The sequence below is a fragment of the Shewanella sp. SM87 genome (genome assembly GCF_025653705.1).
Taxonomy (GTDB): domain Bacteria; phylum Pseudomonadota; class Gammaproteobacteria; order Enterobacterales; family Shewanellaceae; genus Shewanella; species Shewanella oncorhynchi.
Genome location: NZ_JAKKSC010000007.1, coordinates 80,978 through 103,584, shown reverse-complemented (window position 1 = coordinate 103,584; position 22,607 = coordinate 80,978). Strand labels below are relative to the sequence as shown.

At 45.0% G+C, this 22,607-nt stretch carries 15 protein-coding genes; 5 read left to right on the top strand and 10 right to left on the bottom strand.

Annotated elements, in window-relative coordinates:
- The first annotated feature begins 11 nt into the window (after positions 1–11).
- The 3 genes from L5M11_RS07645 to L5M11_RS07635 are packed head-to-tail and all read left to right on the top strand — an operon-like array spanning position 12 to position 4,169.
- On the top strand, positions 12–773 hold the full coding sequence (locus L5M11_RS07645) for a TorF family putative porin (RefSeq protein WP_173245207.1): 762 nt from the start codon (positions 12–14) through the stop codon (positions 771–773).
- Positions 774–775: 2 nt separating this feature from the next.
- Positions 776–3,436: a sensor histidine kinase gene (locus L5M11_RS07640; RefSeq protein ID WP_263191804.1), complete on the top strand. Its 2,661-nt coding sequence runs from the start codon at positions 776–778 to the stop codon at positions 3,434–3,436.
- A gap of 49 nt (positions 3,437–3,485) precedes the next feature.
- Positions 3,486–4,169: a response regulator gene (locus tag L5M11_RS07635; protein ID WP_028760150.1), complete on the top strand. Its 684-nt coding sequence runs from the start codon at positions 3,486–3,488 to the stop codon at positions 4,167–4,169.
- Positions 4,170–4,340: 171 nt separating this feature from the next.
- On the opposite strand, the gene L5M11_RS07630 is transcribed toward L5M11_RS07635, so the two are convergent.
- Entirely contained in the window at positions 4,341–4,520 is a 180-nt protein-coding gene (locus tag L5M11_RS07630) for a hypothetical protein (protein ID WP_263191803.1), read from the bottom strand.
- 215 nt (positions 4,521–4,735) lie between these two features.
- Between L5M11_RS07630 and L5M11_RS07625 the strand changes: the two genes are divergently transcribed.
- A complete protein-coding gene (locus L5M11_RS07625; protein ID WP_028760149.1) occupies positions 4,736–5,152 on the top strand; it encodes a CBS domain-containing protein in 417 nt (138 codons plus the stop codon).
- 122 nt (positions 5,153–5,274) lie between these two features.
- Positions 5,275–9,153, top strand: coding sequence for an ATP-dependent RNA helicase HrpA (gene hrpA, locus L5M11_RS07620; RefSeq protein ID WP_372832869.1), 3,879 nt, complete (start codon positions 5,275–5,277; stop codon positions 9,151–9,153).
- 71 nt (positions 9,154–9,224) lie between these two features.
- Here hrpA and nrdD read toward each other — a convergent pair whose 3' ends face one another.
- The 9 genes from nrdD to L5M11_RS07575 form a co-directional block, all read right to left on the bottom strand.
- Complete coding sequence (nrdD, locus tag L5M11_RS07615) at positions 9,225–11,018, bottom strand: anaerobic ribonucleoside-triphosphate reductase (protein WP_263181855.1); 1,794 nt, start codon at positions 11,016–11,018, stop codon at positions 9,225–9,227.
- Complete coding sequence (nrdG, locus tag L5M11_RS07610; protein WP_263181856.1) at positions 11,005–11,484, bottom strand: anaerobic ribonucleoside-triphosphate reductase activating protein; 480 nt, start codon at positions 11,482–11,484, stop codon at positions 11,005–11,007. The genes nrdD and nrdG overlap by 14 nt, the downstream gene beginning before the upstream one ends.
- 247 nt (positions 11,485–11,731) lie before the next feature.
- Positions 11,732–12,118, bottom strand: coding sequence for a putative zinc-binding protein (locus tag L5M11_RS07605; RefSeq protein WP_076500146.1), 387 nt, complete (start codon positions 12,116–12,118; stop codon positions 11,732–11,734).
- Positions 12,119–12,195: 77 nt separating this feature from the next.
- On the bottom strand, positions 12,196–14,859 hold the full coding sequence (locus L5M11_RS07600) for a nitrate/nitrite transporter (RefSeq protein ID WP_263181857.1): 2,664 nt from the start codon (positions 14,857–14,859) through the stop codon (positions 12,196–12,198).
- A 59-nt stretch (positions 14,860–14,918) separates the two neighbouring features.
- Positions 14,919–15,683: a peptidylprolyl isomerase gene (locus tag L5M11_RS07595; RefSeq protein WP_076500142.1), complete on the bottom strand. Its 765-nt coding sequence runs from the start codon at positions 15,681–15,683 to the stop codon at positions 14,919–14,921.
- Between the two features lie 73 nt (positions 15,684–15,756).
- On the bottom strand, positions 15,757–16,446 hold the full coding sequence (gene narI / locus L5M11_RS07590; protein WP_076500140.1) for a respiratory nitrate reductase subunit gamma: 690 nt from the start codon (positions 16,444–16,446) through the stop codon (positions 15,757–15,759).
- An 11-nt stretch (positions 16,447–16,457) separates the two neighbouring features.
- Complete coding sequence (gene narJ / locus L5M11_RS07585; RefSeq protein ID WP_076500138.1) at positions 16,458–17,180, bottom strand: nitrate reductase molybdenum cofactor assembly chaperone; 723 nt, start codon at positions 17,178–17,180, stop codon at positions 16,458–16,460.
- 2 nt (positions 17,181–17,182) lie between these two features.
- The gene (narH, locus tag L5M11_RS07580; protein WP_076500136.1) at positions 17,183–18,718 is read right to left on the bottom strand and encodes a nitrate reductase subunit beta; all 1,536 of its coding nucleotides are present in this window, start codon (positions 18,716–18,718) and stop codon (positions 17,183–17,185) included.
- A 21-nt stretch (positions 18,719–18,739) separates the two neighbouring features.
- Entirely contained in the window at positions 18,740–22,453 is a 3,714-nt protein-coding gene (locus tag L5M11_RS07575) for a nitrate reductase subunit alpha (protein WP_263181858.1), read from the bottom strand.
- Between the last annotated feature and the right edge of the window lie 154 nt (positions 22,454–22,607).

Here is a 22,607-nt window from a genome sequence, read left to right as displayed (position 1 = left end):
GATAAATTTTTATGTTACCGATTAAGTCTGCTCCTTGTTCACGCCTCTGTGCGGGTGTGATGATGGCATTATCTTCACTCTCTATGGGTGCGTTTGCCAGCACTGAGACTCATGGGGGCAATGCCTCTTGGCAGAGCCAAGGGAGTGTGATGCTCATCAGTGATTATGCGTTTCGCGGTATTTCTCAAACTGATGAAGGACCTGCAGTTCAAGCAGGGTATACCCTAAGCCATGATTCTGGCTGGTATGGCTCGCTTTGGGGCAGTAACATCGAATTTGGGGATGGAAGTTTAGAACTCGACTTGTCCGCTGGCTGGGCTAAAGATTGGGATAATGGCTTAACAACGGACCTAGGCGTGATACGTTACCAATACTCTCAGGACGATACCGACCTGAGTTATAACGAAATTTATGCTGTGGTAAGCTACGCCGATGCTAAGTTAGGGCTGGTTTATTCTCCTGATTATTTTGGCGAGAATGTGGACGATTTTCAGTATGTTTATGCCAGTTATGAGCCGCAACTGTTCTCTAATGTAAGTCTAGTACTGCATCTTGGGAGCAATTTTTTTGCTTCTCAGCAAGATATGGCACTGTTTTTAGGTTCTATGGCCGCAAGCAATAGCCACTATTTAGATTGGCGAGTTGGGCTGAACCTCAATATGACTGAGCAGGATGTGTTGAGTGTCGGTTATGTCGATACGGATTTATCGCAGAGTCAGTGCCAGTCCCTGTGTGATGCGCGCTGGATAGTGAGTCTTTCAAGGAGTTTCTAATCGTGGTACCAATCAGTCAAACACAGCAAGCCAATGCGCTCTTAAGTCAGATACAGCAAAATGATAAAGGTAAACTGACGGTTTTTCTTGGGGCGGCACCTGGCGTGGGCAAGACCTATGCAATGCTCAGTGCGGCAAGGGAAATGGCCCAGCAAGGTGTCGATTTGCTGGTTGGACTGGTGGAAACCCATGGGCGTGCCGATACCGAGGCCATGGTAGCGGGTTTTGAGGTATTGACACGTAAACCCATTGATTATCATCATAATTGTTTAACGGAATTCGATTTGGATGCGGCGCTGCTTCGTCGGCCTAAGCTTATCTTAGTCGATGAGTTGGCCCACACGAATGTCCCCGGTAGTCGCCATAAACGGCGCTATCAAGACGTCGCAGAATTATTGACTGCGGGCATTGATGTCTATACCACAGTCAATATCCAACATTTGGTCAGTTTGAATGATCTGGTTTTGCAAATTACTCAAGTGCGGGTACGGGAAACCGTCCCCGATCGCTTCCTTGATGAAGCCCATGAAATTATATTTGTCGATTTACCGCCATCAACACTCATCGAACGCTTACAGCAAGGCAAAGTTTATCTGCCAGAGTATGCTCGCTCGGCTTTAGATGCTTTTTTTTCGGTCTCGAATTTGACTGCACTGCGCGAATTGGCAATGAAAAAAGTCATAGAGCGAGTCGATGCAAAACTGATTTGTGAACTCGATGCCAAAGCACAGGGAACAGATTTTGTTCTCAAAGACAGATTGTTGGTTTTAGTGAGTAACAGCAGTGATCATCAGTATTTGAAACGCATAGGTCGGCAGATTGCCGAGCGGCGGCAAATTCCTTGGTTAGTGCTTTGGGTCGATACCGGCAAAGCGCTGGGCCTTTATCAGCGGAAAAGGCTAAATGAGGCCTTTGCCTTAGCGAAGGAACTTGGCGCGCAGACCGAAGTATTACGCGATACGAGCAGTTATCAGGCCATTTTACCTTACATAGCCCTGCATCGAATTAACACAGTATTAGTCGGCGCGGGTGTGAAACGCACCTATCCTTGGTGGCGTAAAAGGCTGTACCAACGTTTGATTGAGTCTGGTTTACCTGTTGAAGTGAGTGTCTATCACGCACCCGAAAACCAAATGCAAGTACGAGATCCCATTACGCCTAAAGCCAGTTTTGGTGATCTTCGAGGCCATATTCTTGGGCTGATTGGTGTGGTAGTTATTTTTCCGCTGGTGGCATTTTTAGATACTTGGCTCAGTAATGGCAATCTGGTGTTGTTATATGTTTTCTTGATTGTCAGCATTGGCTTAACCTATGGCGCTAGGCCTGCCATGGCAACTGCGGTGTGGTCTTTTTTCAGCTTTAATTTCTTTCTTACTGATCCCAAATTTACTATGAATGTAAATAGTCAGGATGATATTGCCACTTTAATCTTTTTGATGTGTATAGGGCTTATCAGTGGACCGGCGGCATCTCGGATCCGAAATCAGTTTATTTTACTGCGCGAGTCAAATCGTTATGCTGAAACCTTAAAAGATGTTGCCCAAGAATTATCGGTCGCCGATGATGAAAAAGCCCTTTGGCAAACAATAGGGCGCAAGATTGCTGGTTCAGTGAATGCCGATTGTTATATTGTTTTGCAGCGTAAAGATGGTCAGCGATCCTATTTACCGCTGCTGAATACGCCATTTAACGACCTTGATTTAGCCGCAATCGATTGGACCTTGCGCCATGGGCAAGCTGCGGGGCGTTTGAGCGATACCTTGAGCGCATCGGGTGTGAGTGTGTTCCCCATTGAACTTGAAGGTACGACAATTGGCGCGGCGATTTTAGATTGGCAACCCACGGTCAACGAACTCAGTCCGTTTGATAGAGAGCTTATTCTGGCCATGTTACAGCAAGGCGCTAATACATGGCGTCGTATTCAGTTAGTGTCAGATCTTGAATCGGCACGGGTGAAAACAGAAATTGAGCAGTTACGTTCAGCGTTATTATCGTCAGTGTCTCACGATCTAAAATCACCACTCTCAGCCATGATGGGGGCGGCGGAGAGCTTAAAACTATTGAACAAACAATTGCTAGAGGCCGACCGTAACGAGCTACTTGATACTATTTTGCAAGAAAGCCGTCGCTTGGACAGCTATATCCAAAATCTACTCGATATGACACGCCTGGGTCATGGCACTTTGAGCATAGAGCGTGATTGGGTTTCGGCAGATGACATTATTGGCAGCGTACTTGGCAGGCTTAAACGTTATTTCCCTAACGCAATCGTTGAATATCACAGAGAAAAAGAGCCCCCACTCCTATTTGTGCATGCGGCGCTGATTGAACAAGGATTATTTAACATTCTAGAGAATGCCGTTCGATTTTCACCACCAGAAGAGCCTATTTGTATTGAATTGACCATTTCTAATCACCGTTGCTGTATTGCCATTGAAGACAGAGGGCCGGGGATTCCCGCCAGTCATAGGGATCAAATTTTCGATATGTTTTATGTGGTTGCCGATGGCGATAAGAAAAAACAGAATACAGGTATGGGGCTGGCTATTTGTAAAGGCATGATAGCTGCACACGGCGGTAGTGTTCGCGTTACCGATTGCCTACAGGGGCAAGGCACTCGTTTTGAAGTTGAATTGCCGTTAGACTATCCCGTTCCTGGCTAATCATTTTTAGCCAAAATATTCTTAATAAACCACAGAATGGACTAGAGACGTGGCAATAAAAATCGTGGTTATCGATGATGAGACCCAAATACGCCGCATGCTGCGGATTGCACTCACCAGTGAGGGCTATGACGTTACCGAAGCTGAAAATGGTCAGCAAGGACTCGCGGCTGTCGCACGCCAGCAACCTGAATTAGTTATTTTGGATTTAGGCTTGCCGGATATGGAAGGCCATCAAGTGCTACAGGAGTTACGGGGATGGTCCGATGTTGCTGTGATTGTATTGTCGGTTCGCAATCAAGATAAAGAAAAAGTCGCAGCATTAGATGCAGGCGCGCAGGATTATGTGACCAAACCCTTTAGTGTGGAAGAGTTACTGGCAAGGGTGCGAGCGATTTTAAGGGACCATATCAAACCTGAAAAATTACCCATATTAGATGACGGCAAGTTGCAGATTGATTTAAGTCGCAGGCTGGTTAAAGTTGATCATCAAATTGTCGAACTCACACCCAAGGAATACGCAGTATTGTCTAAATTGGCGTCGTCACCTAACTGCGTTGTCACTCAGACTCAGTTGCTCAAAGAGATTTGGGGGCCCGCTCATACAGAAGACACACATTATCTACGAATTGTGGTCAGTCACTTAAGGCAAAAATTAGGCGATTCCCCGAGTGAACCTCAGTATGTGCGGACTGAGCCCGGTGTAGGCTATCGCTTTTATATCGACTTATAGCTTGTATCAATAGCGAATTAAAACGCGTTGGAATGACAAGTAAAATGATCACCGAAGACGGATGGCATTACCTGCCATCATTGAAGCTCAATCGGATACTTGCCTGATTTCAGTTTGTAGTGTTCGCTTCAGTTAACTCTAAGTTGCTCTTTCTGGCTGCCTTTGTTGACGCTATTTTTGTCCTGTTAGCTCTTGTTGACATAGGATTATACCAATCGTATTAAATATCTGTTCATTCCGCGGGAGTTCAACGCGCTTTAGACAAGGCGAAGGCTTGAAGGCATAGTGGTGCTCTGTCGAAAGCCTTAAACGCAGTATAAAGCGCGTTGAAACCCGCCCTTCGGGAGTCACACAGGCATCCCACTCCGGTGTTGCATTGACTTAAAAGGGAATAACCATTTCTGCGTCAATGCACCTTGGATTGAAATACCTGTGAGGCTCTGAACTGATTAGATATTTAATTTGATTGGTATTATGCACTAGATAAGCCCAATCGATATAAATCGCACATTCTTGCCGATATTTTGACTAGACTACAAACGTAGGGTTAATTCGAGGGAAAGACTATGGACTTAATTAAAATCCGCGACCATATGGATCGTCAGCCCGTGTTGCTGCGCGCTAATATGTCGCTCGCAACTGCGGTCGAAAAGTTGTTAGATAATAATAAAATGGGCGCAGCAGTGGTTGATGATACGGGCGATTTGGTGGGCTTTTTATCCCAGCAGGATTGTTTGGCTGTGATGATTAAAAGTAGCTATCACTGTGATATGACCTCAGTGGTGAAGGATTGCATGCGCACTGAAGTGCTGTTCGTTGGGCCAGATGACAGTATTTTGCAGCTCGCCGAACAAATGCTAGGGCCTAAACCTAAAGTGTATCCAGTGGTTGAACATGGCAAAGTAATTGGCACGATTAATCGCACCAATGTGCTCAAAGCCATGAATATCTATATGCAACAATGTTATCTGTCACCGGTTTAATCTAAGTCGAGCCAGTGCGAAACTGACACGCCATATACTGAGTGCAGAGTAAATTAGCAATACCATTACGCCACTTTCCTTGCTAGGATCGCCGTTTTTGATGCTAGCAATGGAATTTGGATTTGAACTCAGACAAACATCCGCTATCGAACGCCTTTCTTAATCTTTGTTATCAGAGCGACGCGTCGCGGATCCGTCGTCGTTTATTTAAGCTCAATAAAGAAGCCGACTCAGATAAAAAGACCCAAGTCTTAGCTCAGCTGAGCGAGCAAGCGCAGGCGGCGTTTGAGAAGGTTGAGCAGCGTCGTAACGCTCGGCCTAAAATCCACTATCCTGAAAACCTGCCCGTTTCCTTGATGCGCGATGATATTGCACGCGCGATTGCGGGCAATCAAGTGGTGATCATCGCCGGTGAAACGGGTTCGGGTAAAACGACCCAGTTACCTAAAATCTGTTTGGAATTAGGCCTAGGTTGCCGTGGCATGATAGGCCACACCCAGCCACGACGTTTAGCAGCCCGCAGTGTGGCGAGCCGAGTCGCCGAAGAATTACAAAGTCCGCTCGGTGAAGTGGTTGGCTTTAAAGTGCGTTTTGCCGATGCGCTTAAGAGTGACTCTTATATCAAGTTGATGACCGACGGTATTTTACTGGCGGAATTAACCTCCGATCGTAATCTTGATCAATACGATACCATCATCATAGATGAGGCCCACGAGCGCAGCCTCAACATCGATTTTATTCTGGGCTACCTCAAACAAATTCTCAAAAGACGCCCCGATCTCAAAGTTATTATCACGTCGGCGACCATAGACGTTGAGCGTTTTTCTAAGCATTTCAACAATGCACCTATTATCGAAGTGTCGGGCCGTACCTTTCCGGTCGAAACCCGTTACCGACCTTTAGTGCAAGATAGCGATGCCGATTTAGATCAAATCGAAGGCATTTTTGCCGCCGTCGATGAACTGGTGGCCGAAGGGCTGGGCGATATTCTGATCTTTATGAACGGTGAACGGGAAATTCGCGATACGGCCGAGCAATTGAGTCGGCGTAATTACCGCGATACCGAAATTTTGCCGCTGTACGCGCGTTTATCCTATGGCGAGCAGTCCAAAGTTTTCAGTAGTCACAGAGGTCGGCGGATTGTATTAGCGACGAACGTGGCGGAAACTTCGTTGACTGTGCCGGGCATTCGTTACGTTATTGACCCTGGTACGGCGCGTATCAGCCGTTATAGCTATCGCACTAAGGTGCAACGTTTACCGATTGAACCTATCTCGCAGGCGAGTGCCAATCAGCGCCAAGGCCGTTGTGGCCGTGTAGGGCCGGGTATTTGTATCCGTTTGTACGATGAGGCGGATTTTAATAATCGTCCGGCGTTTACCGATCCTGAAATCTTGCGCACTAACTTGGCTTCGGTCATTTTGCAGATGCTGGCCATCGGTTTGGGTGATATCGCCGGTTTCCCCTTTATCGAGCCACCCGATCCACGCCATATCCGCGATGGTTTCCTGTTGCTCGAAGAATTACAAGCGGTTGAGAGCAAACACGGCAAGCTAGTGCTGACACCACTTGGGCGCAACTTGGCGCAAATTCCTGTGGATCCGCGTTTGGCGCGTATGGTGGTCGAGAGTCAGCAGTTAGGTTGTTTGAACGAAGTGTTAGTGATTGCCGCGGGCTTATCGATTCAAGATCCCCGCGAACGTCCGATGGAGAAGAAGCAAGCCAGTGATGAAGCCCATCGCCGTTTTGCCGATCCCAGTTCCGATTTCGTCAGTTGGATAAACCTGTGGCAGCACTTAAAAGATCAACAAAAAGAGTTATCTGCTAGTCAGTTCCGTAAAAAGTGCCGCGATGAATATTTGGCCTATTTGCGCGTTCGCGAGTGGCAGGATTTATACGCCCAGCTTAAACAAGCCGTGCACGATTTAAAGTGGCGCTTAAACGATACGCCAGCTAATTATGACAGCTTGCACCGCGCGCTCTTATCGGGCTTATTGAGTCATGTTGGTTTTAAAGATAACAATAACGAGTACTTAGGTGCCCGTAATCGTAAATTCTTTGTGTTTCCCGGTTCGCCACTGGCCAAAAAAGGCCCTAAGTGGATCATGGCGGCTGAGCTTACCGAAACATCGCGCCTATTCGCTCGCTGCTGCGCCAAAATCGAACCCGAATGGCTAGAGCCCTTAGCGGCGCATTTGATCAAGAAAAGCTATGTGGAGCCCCATTTTGAGGCAAAACCTGGTAGCGTTATCGCCCTTGAAAACCAAGTGCTCTATGGCTTGACGGTGGTGCATCGCCGTAAAGTGCAATATGGCCCCATCGATCCCGTTGAAGCGCGGGAGATTTTTATCCGCAGTGCTTTGGCAGAAGGGCAGTTGCAAACTCAAGAAGCATTTTTTGTGGCTAACCAAAAGTTGCTTGAAGACATTGAGTCCCTTGAGCACAAATCCCGTCGCCGCGATATTTTGGTGGACGAGCAAGTGTTGGTGGACTTTTACGAGCCGCGGATCCCGGAAGGGATTTACAACGCCCAGCTGTTTTTTGGCTGGTGGAAGAAGGTAAAGCGCGAGCAACCGGATTTACTCGATTTCAGCAAAGCACTGTTAATGCAGCGCAATGCCGACCATATTTCGACCTTGGATTTCCCCGATACGTGGCACAAGGGCAATTTGCGCCTGCAGCTGAGTTATCATTTTGAGCCTGCCGCCAGTGATGACGGCGTGTCTGTACACATTCCGGTGGCGCTGCTTAATCAAATTGATGACAGTGATTTTGATTGGCTAGTGGCAGGGCTGCGGGAAGAAAAGTGCATCGCATTGATCAAATCGTTGCCTAAAAGTTTACGGCGTAACTTTGTGCCAGCGCCTGATTACGCCCGAGCTTGTGTGCAGGCCATGGTACCTTTTAGTGCCAGTTTACTGGATACCATGTGCAAACAATTACTGCGTATGAGCGGCACGCGTATATCGCCAGAAGATTTTGATGCAACGCAAATGCCCGCGCATTTACAGATGAATTTTAAAATTGAAGACGATCATCATAATTTAGTAGCGCAGGGCCGCATGCTCGATAACTTAAAAGCCGAATTGCAGGGTGTTGTTGCTAAGGCGATACGTCAGGTGGCGGATAAGGGAATTGAAAAAGAAGCCTTAACTGAATGGTCTTTTGGTGATTTGCCGCAGCAATACCAGCAGCAAAAAGGCAATTATCAAGTACGAGCGTTTCCGGCACTGATCGATAAAAAAGACAGCGTCGCGATCAAATTATTTGATGATGAGTTCGAGGCGCAAGATGCCCATCGCCAAGGTCTGCGACGTTTGCTGTTGCTCAACATTCCTTCGCCGGTAAAACATTTACAGCAAGCCTTGCCGAATAAGGCCAAATTGGCGATGTATTTCAATCCTTTTGGTCAAGTGCAAATTTTGATTGATGATATTATTGCCGCCGCCGTGCAGCAGTTGTTAGACCAAAAAGCGTTAGATGTACGTAATCAAGCTCAATTTGAGCTAGCAAAGGATTGGGTTCGCCAAGAATTAAACCCGACTGCTGAGCAAATAGCTCTTAAGGTTGAACAGATTTTAACCTTGTACCAGAGTATTAAAAAACGTCTTAAAGGCAAAATAAGTTTAGATATCGCCTTTGCTATGAGTGATATCCAAAATCAATTAGACAAATTAGTGTTTAAAGGTTTTGTAGAAGCCTGTGGTTGGCAGCGTCTAGCGGATGTGGCGCGTTATTTAAAAGCGATTGAAACCCGTGTTGAAAAACTGCCTATTGACCCGACTCGCGACCGTTTGCACATGCAAAGTATTAATAAAGTGCAAGCAGCCTTAACGGCGCAGCTAGCAAAAGTACCGCGCGCTATGCCAACACCGCCCGCATTAATTGAAGCTCGCTGGATGATTGAAGAATATCGCGTATCTTGTTTTGCTCAAGTGTTAGGTACCGCATACCCTATTTCTGAAAAGCGTATATTAAATCAACTTACCGAACAGTCATAAATACGCCTAGATTAATATTGAGCAATAGCCAGTTATTTACAGCGCTGGCTATTGACTCAAATAAGGCTTTATCAGGCATGTGTTGATGCGGGCGACTGGTGATAATAACGTAAATCGTGTTCGGTTCGACGTCCTTGACTAAAGGCTGAGACGCGCTTTAAATAACCAATTACACGGGTGCCGTAATCAATGTTTTTTGAACCGCATTGGTGACAATATTGCTGAGTTTGTTTATCAATATGTTGGCATTCATTGCAGATAGTAATTTTCACATTGACACAAAAATAATTACACCCTGTACGTGCAGCGACATTATATAAATTAAGATAATTTTTCACTGATAACTTTTCATCTAAATTTAAATGTAATGCTGAGCCCCCATCTAAGTAGCGGGTCATTTTTTCACCGTGCATAATAAATTTATCAAGATAATTAATGTTAGTGTCTTCTACCGGATAAAAGTAACTGTTATAGCAATTTCGATTAACAAAGTAGCCTGCCTTTCTATCCCAAGCTGCATTCTTTATACCTAAGTTTTCTGCTGGAACAAACTCAGTATTAAATTTGTAGCCAAATTTTTGAGTAGCTTCTCGGTTAACCTTATAAATAATCTGTAATTGTTGGTCGACAAAGGTTTGGTAATCATTATTAGTGTCAGCTATTAAGCCTAAAGATTCAGCAGCTTCTACCATGCCATTAATACCAATCGTCATAAATTGTTTATCCAGAGAGATAAACCCCGCGGTATAGACTGGCAGCATGCCATTGGCTAATTGTTCTTCCATTAGCTTACGATAGGCAATCTGATATTGATGAACCTTTTCAACCTCGATTTTAAGATCGCGTTTATCTTGGATTAATCGATTCATATTAATAGTGATAACATTAATTGAACCCGTGGCGACGCCGCCAGCACCTAAGCTGTAGGAGAAGGTGTGATCGCTTATTTCATTCCGTAAACGACAGCATGAGGCTAAAGAGTCAGCATTTTTGGATTGATAAATAAAAAATGCACCGCCTTCGCTCATATTTTTGGCACAAACATGGGCAAACTCCGTATCTTTAACTTTATCATCAACGGTTAACATCGCCGCGGTGATCACTGGAAAGGTTAAAATGGCTTTATTCCGTTCTTGATTAAACCAATCTAAGAAAAAAACTTGTAACTGCTTTAAAGAGTGCCAATCTGGCGGGGTAAAGTCAGGAAATACAAATTGCCCAAACATGGCTTCAAAATAATATTGATCATAAAGAGAGATATTCCAAAATACACTTTGGTATCCTCTTGCTGCTGCAGGTTGATTTAACGCATACACAACGTGTTGCAGGTGGTTCTCTATTGCGTGTTTATGCTCGGTGAGATAATCATCTCCAAAATCTTTACGGGCAAAATAATCGAAATACATTAAAAATTCGACAGTCGCAATTGCGCCAGCAAATTGCGCGCTGATAGCAAATACTAAATTAACAAAGCTGCCACAAAAAGACTCTAAGTGTTTTGGCGCTTGTGATTCGCCGCCTAATTGAGTTAATCCGCTGAGTAAAAATGGGTACATTGAAATAGAAGCACAATAGGGTTTTAAACTGGTTTCATCATGAACGTAAATTTCATGTTCTGTTATTTGTCTCTCGTATTCTTTCGCTAAATCTACACCATATAATTCAGTTATTTTTTGTTTTACTAATTCACGATTAATATCAATAAAATAATCTTTCATTAACTCGGTTTCTAAGGTGGCAATGTTCTTATGAGTCACATTTGCATTCGCATCTAAATGCGAAGCATCAGCGGCATTATTGGATTGTTGATATTGCTTAATAAAAGCTAATTTTTTTTGTAATTGCTGTGGGTTAAGAGATGGCATGGTGATGTTCCCTAAATTTAAAGTTGAGTAGGTTTCCCGTTGCGAGTTCAATAAAGCGTTGATTAGTTTTTTCCTTTTCTAATCCTCCTTGATTTGGTCGCCAAGCCCCCGTTTTGAGGTAATCCAACTGTGCAATTAGATGCTGTGATACCTTGGTTTTTCCAGTGTAGAGACAGGTTTTAAGACCGTGTTTTTTTGCCAGTGATAACTTGTCGAGTAATGCAGCGGGGTTCCATTCGCCACCAAAAAATAAAACACAACTCACCAGTCCCTGATAACGTGTTAAATAATGTTGAAAATTATCATTATTTAACTGAATACCCGTTTCTGGATCCCAAGTATCTTGGCTATGACATCCTTGGCAACGTAGTGGGCAACCTGTGATGGTAAATGCTAACGACACCTCATCAGGAACCTCTTGAAAACAGATCTGTGGTGCAAAGCTATTAAATGTAATAACCACCATATGTTGTGTCCATTTTATTTTAATCAACTATATATTGTGTTTTATAATATCGGGATAGGCAAATAATAGTTTGATCAAGATCAAACTATTGAGGATTAATGCGATGAGGTTAATCTTGGGGGAGTGAAGCAGATAACACGGGTGAATGGCTGTAAATAAGTGCTTGTTTAAGCTGTATTAAACTTAGCTTATTTACAGTAGGTTCCAGATTTTAAATAAAACAGCAGCAGTGTAAATAATGGTTAGACTAATTAAGTTTACATTGAGGAATATGAATAATTTTTTGATGGATATGTTGTAACAAACGGTAACTATCAGCCAGATCGCAATCAATTTGCTGTTGTTTTTTATAGCCCAATTGGGTGAGCTCTATGTGCCAGGTGGGTACAATTTGCTGTAGCGCTAAGCTATTTTTAACGCAATTGAGCTTACAACCATCAAGTGCCAATATGGGGCGTCCAGATTTAGCCAGTCTGACAATCGATTTTATATTCCCTCCAACGCCCGCGATACATGACATTTGCATCACGCCTGAACGATCAAGGGTCAGTGCCACATCATTAGCTAATTGTGCGACATTTGAGCAGCCGGAGCAGGCATAAACCAAGGGTTTATTCGTCGATAATTTTGTCATGTTGGCACCTTTGTAAAAAAGTGAATGTCGATGATAGGCACCCTAAATCGGCATGCCTACCATTGTTTAGCTAACAGTTAGCAAGGGATCTCTGCGTTACGTCTAGCGTAGAACCACCAAGTGATAACCACACAACTGGCGTAAAACAGGATAAACCCATAGAGCGCGGTATCTACCGCTCCAGTTAAGCTCATTGCGGTGCCATAGGATTTGGGAATAAAAAATCCGCCATAGGCAGCAATGGCAGAAATAAAGCCTAAAACTGCTGCGGACTCTCGGTTTCCTTCGATTTCGGCTTGTTTTTCCATGCCTTTACCTAATGCTTTTTGCCTAAGGGTTAAAAACATCACTGGCACCATACGGAACGTTGAACCATTACCAATGCCTGTGGTGATAAAGAGCAAAACAAACATACCGAAGAAGCCGCCAAAATTACCCGCAGCACCGTCATGCGGTAAGAAATACAGCACACCGACAACGCCTAACGCCATGAAGAAAAAATTCCATAGCGTCACTTGGGCGCCGCCAAATTTATCGGCTAATTTACCGCCGATAGGCCTGGCTAATGCACCTGCAAGTGGACCGATAAAGGCAAACTTAACGGGATCGACATCTGGGAATAACATACCCGATAACAATGGGAAACCTGCAGCAAAACCAATAAAGCTGCCAAAAGTTCCTAAATAAAGCCAGCACATTAGCCAAGTATGATGACGTTTAAAGACGACGGCTTGCTCCTTAAATGAAGATTTAGCATCCGTAATATCATTCATGCCAAACCACGCCGCAATGGAGCCAATAATGATAAATGGCACCCAGATAAACGCTGCGTTTTGCAACCACACCGAATGTGTTTCACTGTTTTGCAATACGAGGGTGAGAGGCTCTCCTTCTAAACCGCCAAACACACTGGCAGATATCACTAAAGGGGCAATTAATTGCATGCCCGATACGCCTAAGTTACCCAGCCCAGCATTAAGCCCTAGTGCAGTACCTTTTTCAGCTCTAGGATAGAAAAAGCTGATGTTTGCCATACTCGATGAGAAGTTAGCGCCACCTAAACCACAGAGTAAGGCTAAAATCAGCATGATGAGATAGGGGGTTTCGATATTTTGCAGTGCAAAACCCATCCATAAACAAGGGATTAAAAGTGATGCGGTTGATAAGGCTGTCCAACGGCGACCACCGAAGATGGGGATCATAAAGCCATAGAAAATTCGCAGTGTAGCACCCGATAATGCGGGTAGCGCCGCCAACCAAAACAATTCATTTGGGCTGTAGTTAAAGCCTAATGTCGGCATTTTAACCACCATAATGCTCCAAATAGACCATACGGCAAACGCAAGGAAGAGGTTGGGTATTGAGATCCATAAATTGCGCGTGGCAATTTTTTTACCTTTAGTGTCCCAAAAATGTTTATTTTCAGGTTGCCAATCGTTAAGTACAAAGGCGTCGGGTGTGGTCATTTCGGGTAAGTTTTTTACCGTTTGACCACTGGCCCATTCCATTCTCTCGGCTCGGCGAATTGAATAATGCATCCACATTAATGAGATAGAACTAATAACAAACAACAGCATAAAACAGCTTTGCCAGATGCCAATAACGTCATTGAGCATCCCAAATGTGACGGGTAATAAGAAGCCGCCAATACCGCCGACCATACTCACAAGGCCGCCCACTACGCCGACATTATTCGGGAAATAAGTCGGTATATGCTTAAATACCGCCGCTTTACCTAAAGACATGAAAAAACCTAAGGTAAAAATAAGCAGCACAAAAACGGGCAAGGATAGGTGGAAGTTAAATTCAAAAACGTGTTCAACCCCTTTTACACTGTAGTGGGTTGGGGGATAACTGAGTAAAAAGGTACAAATGGTACTGATGCCTAACGTCCAATACATGATGCGACGGGCGCCGTATTTGTCGGACCAAAAGCCGCCTAAAATACGAAATAAAGAACCTGGGATAATATAAAACGAGGTAAGAATACCGGCGGTGACTAATGACACACCATAAACATCAATAAGGTAGTGGGGTAGCCATAGGGCGAGTGCCACAAAGGCGCCAAACACGAAAAAATAATATAATGCGAAGCGCCAAATACGAATGTCGCTGAGTAAGCTTAGTTGTTCACTGAATTTGGGCGGTTTGAAATTAGTTAATCGGCGGGGTTCTGTTTTGGCAAAGACCAAATATGTGGTTGCCGAAATCGCAATGATTAAAGCATAAATTTGAGCGGTTTCTTGCCAACTGAAGTACTTTAATAAAAAGGGTGCGCCAAAGGTTGTTAGCGCAGCACCCACGTTGCCCGCACCAAAAATACCGAGTGCAGTACCTTGTTTTTGTGTTTCAAACCAAGATGCGACATAGGTCGCACCGACAATAAAGCCACCGCCAGCTAAACCCAGCCCAATACCTGCAACTAATAGCATATCGTAACTATCAGCAAGACTGAGCAGATAGGTCGCAATGGCAGCAATGTACATTAACGTACTAAATACAAGGCGCCCACCCCAGCGCTCCGTAAACATACCTAGGGCAATGCGGCTCAACGAGCCGCTTAAAATGGGCAGCGCCATTAATAACGCCATTTGCGTATCGGTTAAGGCTAAATCCGCTTTTATTTTTATCCCTAAAATTGAAAATATCGTCCAAACGGCGAAACAGAGCGTAAAAGCAGCGGTGGTAAGCCACAATGCGCGGTATTGTCCACTCTTAATGTGTAGCGGTAGACTACTCATTTGAAAACTCCGACAAATTAGCAAAATGTAACGTTAAAAAACATTAGCTTTTTAATGGGTTACTGCAGTAATGGCTCATTATTGGTGTCAAAATCAAAACCTTCTATATGGGCTTCGTCTATTAACACTTGGATATATTGAGCAATGGATTTTTGACGCACTTTTTCATTAAGGTATAAGCTAATCCTGTCGCTAACCGCTTCAAATGGGAGAGGGTTACCGGCAATTTTGTGTTTGATATCGACAATATGAAATCCATAACGACTTTCTATCGGGTAGGGTTGCAAGCCTATTTCGGCGGTTAATAGCTGTCGTTCAAATTCCGGCACGGTTTGCCCACGGCTGAGCTGACCTAAATTTCCCCCTACGGATTTTGAAGGGCAGGCAGAAAACTCCTGTGCTAAAGCGGCAAAATTGGCTTTTTGATGCAATTGTTCAATCAGTTGCTCGGCGATGATTTTACCCTCTGCTCTGGCTTTTAAATCATCGGGCGCAGCGGCAATCAGGATATGGTTAGCCTCAACCAATGGCGAGGTTGTAAATCGATGTGGGTTTTGTTCAAAATACTGTAAACACTCTTCGGGAGTCGCTTGAGGAATAGGTACTTCAGATTCAATGAGTTGCTCTAAATAATCCTCTTTATTACAGATCTCATCATTAGGGCGAGATAGCGATAATGCTTTTGCACGTTGAAGTAGCAATTCGCCAATGATTAAACTCTGGGCGGCTTCTAACATCGCTTTACGTTGGGTTGGGGCCGGGAAATACTGCATTTCACTGAGAACTTGCTCTTCGGTAATGCTGGCTTGGTTGACTGTGATCATAATATGGCTCTCTATAAAATAAATGCGGGCGAGCAAAGATCCCCTGATAGGCCAATATCAAGGGGATTTAGCACTAACGGCTGACTTTACGACGTACTATTTGTGGTGCGCGTGTCAGATACTGCAGTGGTGCACTGAGCATGTGAACCAAGCGGCTGAATGGGAATACTACAAACAGCGTCATACCTAGAATGACGTGCAATTTGAAGACGATATTTACATCGCTAATGGCTTCAACGGCTGCAACACTATTAAAGGTCATAATGTTTTGTGCCCAAGCCATTAACTTAAGCATTTCAGCGCCATCTAAGTGTCCACCTGATACCGGAATAGAAATAAGTCCGAGGATCAGTTGTCCATAGAGCATTAAGAGGATGATGATATCCATCTTTTTGCTAGTGGCACGAACGCGAGGGTTTGTTAGGCGACGACGGATCAAAATGGTTAATCCCGCAAAGCAAATTACCCCAAATAATCCACCCGCACCCATAGCAAGTAACTGTTTAAACTCGGCAGTCACGCCCAGCGCGTGCCAAACGGCTAATGGTGTGAGTAATCCCACAAAATGACCGAAGAAAATCCCGATCACCCCAACGTGAAACAATACGCTACCAATATGCAGTTGGCGTTTTTCCAGCATTTGGCTGGAGCTCGCTTTCCACGTGTATTGTTCACGGTCATAGCGGATCCAGCTGCCGATAAACATCACCGCCATAGCGATATAGGGGTAGATGCCAAAGGCAAATATTGAGAAATGGCTCATCAATGCTCTCCTTACAACCGTTGGCTATTGCTTTTAGGCTGCAATAGTTCGGTATTGAGTGGAATGTGTTGGTCCCGACGCTGCGTTTCACTGGGTTTATTGCTGCTATTACAGCCCGTTTGCGCGTTGTCCATAAAGCTCACCATTTCTTCTTCCCACACTTTATCGAGCTCTTTGGGGGTGTTGTCGGGTTGTTCGTCAACGATTTGTTCACGTAAATCCTTAAGATCGACATCAACCTTGCTTAAGCTCAATAGTGCATGGAGTAAGTTGGCATAATTTGATTGGTGCTTTTCAAGTCTGCATGCCAGTAGCGCTAAAATCGGCGCCACTTCTTCTAATCCATAACGGCCGTTTTCGCTGCCTTGGGTTGACATAAACTCAAGATATAGCGGGATATAATCTGGCAACTCTTTAGCACTAATATCTAGACCTGCTTGGTGATATTGATCTAAAAGGTTGACCATGGCTTGCCCGCGGTCACGTGATTCACCGTGAACGTGTTCAAATAACAGTAAGGACAAAGAACGTCCTCGCTCGAATAAGCCGTCATATTCGGCTTGCCAGTCCATGGTATCCATCGCAAAACGCTCGGCGATAAACTGCAGTACAAGGGCTTGATGCGCGGCATCAAGTTCAGATCCCGTGACAATGGCCTCTAACTCTGCCCGCGCGTCGAGTAGTTCAGCGTGCGGGTAATCGAGTAGTATTGAAATAACACTCAGTACTTTCATGTTTACTTCTCCAATGTGACAGGAATGACTTGGCGTACACCGGTCGCTTTGCTGCCAAATAAGTTGACGCCGTTGTTACCATCGCCACAGCCATTTCCAAAACTAAAGCCGCAACTGCTTTTCATGTCGTAGGCATTTTCTGCGTAGGCTTTATGGCTCGTTGGCACTACGAATCTGTCTTCGTAGTTAGCAATGGCCATGTAGCGATACATTTCTTCGACTTCGACTGCGGTGAGGCCAACTTGCTTTAGCACCTCTAAGTCTTCAACTTTGTCGACCTGTTGTGAGCGTTTATAGGCACGCATCGCGATCATGCGCTCAAGTGCACGCTCAACTGGTTTTTCATCGCCAGCAGTTAACAGGTTTGCAAGGTAACGTAGCGGTATACGCAATGATTTCAGATCGGGGATTTCACCGTTCATGCCGACATGACCTGCTTCTACTGCCGTTTGGATTGGCGATAGTGGCGGCACATACCACACCATAGGTAAGGTGCGATATTCAGGGTGTAAAGGCAGCGCGACTTTCCAGTCGATTGCCATTTTGTATACCGGTGAGCGCTGGGCCGCAGTGATCCAGTTATCACTGATGCCTTCTTTACGCGCCGCTTCAATTACCGCCGGATCGTTAGGGTCGAGGAAAACATCGAGCTGTGCTTGATATAGATCTTTTTCATTTGGAGTATTTGCCGCAATTTCAATTTGATCGGCGTCGTACAGCAATACGCCCAGATAGCGGATACGGCCTACGCAGGTTTCAGAGCAAACCGTAGGTTGACCCGCTTCAATGCGAGGGAAACAGAAAGTACATTTTTCTGATTTACCTGATTTCCAGTTGAAGTAGATTTTTTTGTAAGGGCAGGCAGAAACACACATGCGCCAGCCGCGACATTTATCTTGGTCAATCAGTACGATACCGTCTTCTTCACGCTTGTAAATCGAGCCTGAAGGGCAAGAGGCAACACATGCTGGGTTTAAGCAGTGCTCACACAGGCGAGGTAAATACATCATGAAGGTTTTTTCAAATTGACCATAAATGTCTTTTTGAATCACATTATCGAAGTTGATGTCTTTTTTACGCTTTTCGAACTCAGTCCCGAGAATTTCTTCCCAGTTTGGACCCCATTCAATTTTCTCCATACGCTGACCTGTGATCAGCGAGCGGGGTCTAGCAACCGGTTGATGTTGGCTATCAGGCGCTGTGTGTAAATACTCGTAGTCAAAATCAAAGGGTTCGTAGTAATCGTCAATTTCAGGTAAATCAGGGTTAGCAAAAATTTTTGCCAGCAATCTGATTTTGCCACCGATTTTGAGTTCTAACTTACCGGCGTCAGTGCGTTTCCAGCCGCCGTTCCATTTCTTTTGGTTTTCCCATTCTTTTGGAAAGCCAATACCGGGTTTAGTTTCTACGTTATTGAACCACGCGTATTCGACGCCTTCGCGTGAGGTCCAAACGTTTTTACACGTGATGGAGCAAGTGTGGCAACCGATGCATTTATCTAAATTTAGCACCATGCCGATTTGGGCTCTAACTTTCATATTGTATTCCTCGCTCCACGCTTATTTAGTATCTAACCAGTCGACGTTGTGCATTTTGCGTACAACAACAAATTCGTCGCGGTTACAACCGACAGTACCGTAATAGTTAAAACCATAGGATTGTTGCGCATAGGCACCAATCATATGAGTGGGTTTCATCACTGCGCGGGTGACTGAGTTATGGATCCCGCCACGGGTGCCGGTCATTTCTGACCCTGGTATATTTACGATACGTTCTTGGGCGTGGTACATCATGCTCATGCCTTCTGGCACACGTTGTGACACCACAGCGCGGCACGCTATTGCACCGTTGACGTTGAAGACTTCAATCCAATCGTTATCTTCAATACCCGCGGTTTTAGCATCGGTCTCACTCATCCACACGATAGGGCCACCGCGTGATAGTGTGAGCATCAACAGGTTGTCGGAGTAAGTGCTATGAATGCCCCACTTTTGGTGTGGGGTGATCCAGTTCAGAACAATTTCTTTATTGCCGTTAGGCTTTTTGTTCAATACTGGGGCAACGGTTTTTAAGTTAATGGGCGGTTTATAGGCACAGAGCTGCTCGCCAAAGTCACGCATCCACTGGTGATCTTGGTAAAACTGTTGACGGCCAGTAATGGTGCGCCACGGTATCTGCTCATGTACGTTGGTATAGCCCGCGTTATAGGACACATGCTCATCTTCTAAACCAGACCAAGTCGGTGAAGAGATAATTTTGCGCGGCTGGGCAACAATATCGCGCCAACGAATTTTTTCATCCTCTTTGGGTTTGGCTAAGTGGGTGTGATCTATGCCAGTCATCTCGCCCAATGCTTCCCATGCTTTAACGGCAACTTGACCATTGGTTTCAGGGGCGAGGGTGAGGATCATTTCGCAGGCATCAATGGCAGTATCTAGCTTTGCCATGCCTTTGTTGATGCCTTCTGTGGTATGGGTATAGTTGAGTTGAGTTAATAACTTAACTTCATCTTTAGTGTCCCAACTAATGCCTTTACCACCATTGCCGATTTTTTCAAGTAGGGGGCCTACCGAAGTAAAACGAGCATAGGTATTAGGGTAGTCGCGCTCAACCATAGTTAAATGCGGCATGGTTTTACCCGGAATAGCTTCACATTCGCCTTTCCACCATGCTTTAACATCATAGGGTTGAGCTAATTCAGCTGGGGTATCGTGGTGCATTGGAATGGTCACCAGATCTTGTTCTACCCCTAAGTGCCCCACACACACGCGGGAAAACTCTTTGGCGATGCCTTTAAAGATTTCCCAGTCAGAGCGCGCTTCCCATACGGGATCGATTGCGGCTGATAAAGGATGAATAAACGGATGCATATCCGAGGTATTCATATCATCTTTTTCATACCAAGTTGCAGTAGGTAAAACAATATCTGAATATAAACAAGTGGTTGACATACGGAAATCTAAGGTGACCCATAAGTCGACTTTGCCTTCGGCGCCTTCATCTTTCCATTCGACGTCTTCGGGTTTATTGCCGCCAAAATCACCGAGATCTTTACCTAATAGCCCATGCTTAGTGCCGAGGAAGTGGCGCAACATGTATTCGTGGCCTTTGCCGGATGAACCCAGCAGATTAGAGCGCCAAATGAACATATTACGTGGGAAGTTTTTCGGATCGTCTGGCTGCTCACAGGCAAATTTTAGGTCGCCGCTTTTCAGTTGTGATACCACGTAGTCTTCAACGTTTTGTCCAGCCGCTTTAGCACTGGCGGACAAATGCAGTGGGTTAGTGCTTAATTGTGGTGCAGAGGGTAACCAGCCCATACGTTCAGCACGACTATTGAAATCGATAATGCTGCCAGTCCAGTTTTCTTTTGGCGCGAGCGGCGAAATAATTTCAGACATGTTCAATTTTTCATAACGCCACTGACTAGAGTGGTTGTAGAAGAATGAAGTGCCGTTCATGTGACGTGGTGGGCGCTGCCAGTCAAGTGCAAACGCCAGTGGTGTCCAACCCGTTTGTGGACGAAGTTTTTCTTGTCCTACATAGTGAGCCCAGCCACCGCCAGATTGACCGATACAACCACACATCATTAACATGTTAATGAGGCCGCGGTAGTTCATGTCCATGTGATACCAGTGGTTTAGTGCAGCGCCCACAATTACCATAGAGCGACCATTGGTTTTATCAGCATTACGCGCAAACTCAGTGGCAACACGGATAACATCGGCACGTTTTACACCGGTGATCACTTCTTGCCAAGCTGGCGTGTAGGGGATGTTATCGTCAAACGAGCTAGCACGATTGCTGTCGTTAACGCCGTTATCCACCCCATAATGCGCCAGCATTAAGTCAAATACGCTCGCTACTTTTGCCTGTTTACCGTCGGCAAGCGTAATGGTTTTAACTGGCACATTACGCAACTGAATATCACTGTGATCTGTGTGTTGAAAGTATTCATATTCGTGCGGCGCGCCGCCAAAGTAAGGGAAAGCGACTTCGGTCAGTTCAGTGTGATCTTTAAGAGATAGTAAAAGATCAATATCGCCTTTACTGTCTTTAGATTCTAAGTTCCATTTGCCTTTTTCACCCCAACGATAACCGATAGAGCCGTTAGGGCTAGTGAGGTTACCATCATGGTTAAATGCAATCGTTTTCCAATCTGGATTATTCTCTTCACCCAAATTATCAACTAAATCAGCCGCACGTAAAAAACGTCCACTGGTAAGGTGGCCATTAACTTCTTCAAGCATGACCAACATCGGCATGTCGGTGTAGCGTTTAGCGTAGTTAATGAAATACGCACTTGGGGTATTGACGTAAAACTCTTTTAAAATCACATGACCAAAAGCCATTGCCAAGGCGGCATCAGTGCCTTGACGTGGCGCTAACCAAGTATCACCAAACTTAGAAGCTTCAGAGTAATCGGAGGTAATAACGCAGGTTTTGGTGCCCTTGTAACGGACCTCACTTAAAAAGTGCGCATCGGGAGTACGGGTTTGCGGTACGTTTGAGCCCCAAACAATGATGTAATTTGAGTTATACCAATCTGCAGATTCTGGAACGTCAGTCTGCTCACCCCAAACCTGTGGTGAGGCGGGGGGCAAATCACAATACCAATCGTAGAAACTTAGGCAGTTAGCACCAATTAATGATAAATAACGCGCGCCAGCGGCATAGGACACCATCGACATTGCCGGAATAGGGGAGAAACCGGATACGCGATCTGGGCCGTACTCTTTAGTGGTATACACGTTAGATGCAGCAATGATTTCATTGACTTCATCCCAACTCGCACGGATGAAACCTCCTAATCCCCGTCGTTCTTTGTAGCTTTTGGCTTTAACCGGATCGCTCACAATCGACGCCCATGCATCGACAGGATCAGCATGTTGTTGCTTAGCTTCGCGCCATAGTTTCATTAATTGTTGACGAACTTTAGGATATTTCAGGCGATTTGCGCTGTAGATATACCATGAATAACTCGCGCCTCGTGGGCAGCCTCTGGGTTCATGGTTAGGTAAGTCGGGTCGAGTACGAGGGTAATCGGTTTGTTGGGTTTCCCACGTAACTAAGCCATTTTTAACATAAATTTTCCAACTGCAAGAGCCTGTACAGTTTACCCCGTGGGTAGAACGAACAATTTTATCGTGTTGCCAGCGTTGACGATAACCCTGTTCCCAACTTCTATCTTTATCGGTTGTCACGCCATGCCCATCGGCAAAGGGTTCTTGGTGGGTTTTAAAAAACCGCAATTTATCGAGTAAGTGACTCATCTTATTAATTAACTCCTAGTACGACATTGCTAACAACCTCGAATGTTGTGCGACACAGCATTGTGGGTTGTTGAGTGGTAGTTATATTGACTGCTGTTTTATGCTTAGAAGATGAAAGATGTTAATAAGTCTGGAGTGTGCAACGGTTTATAAC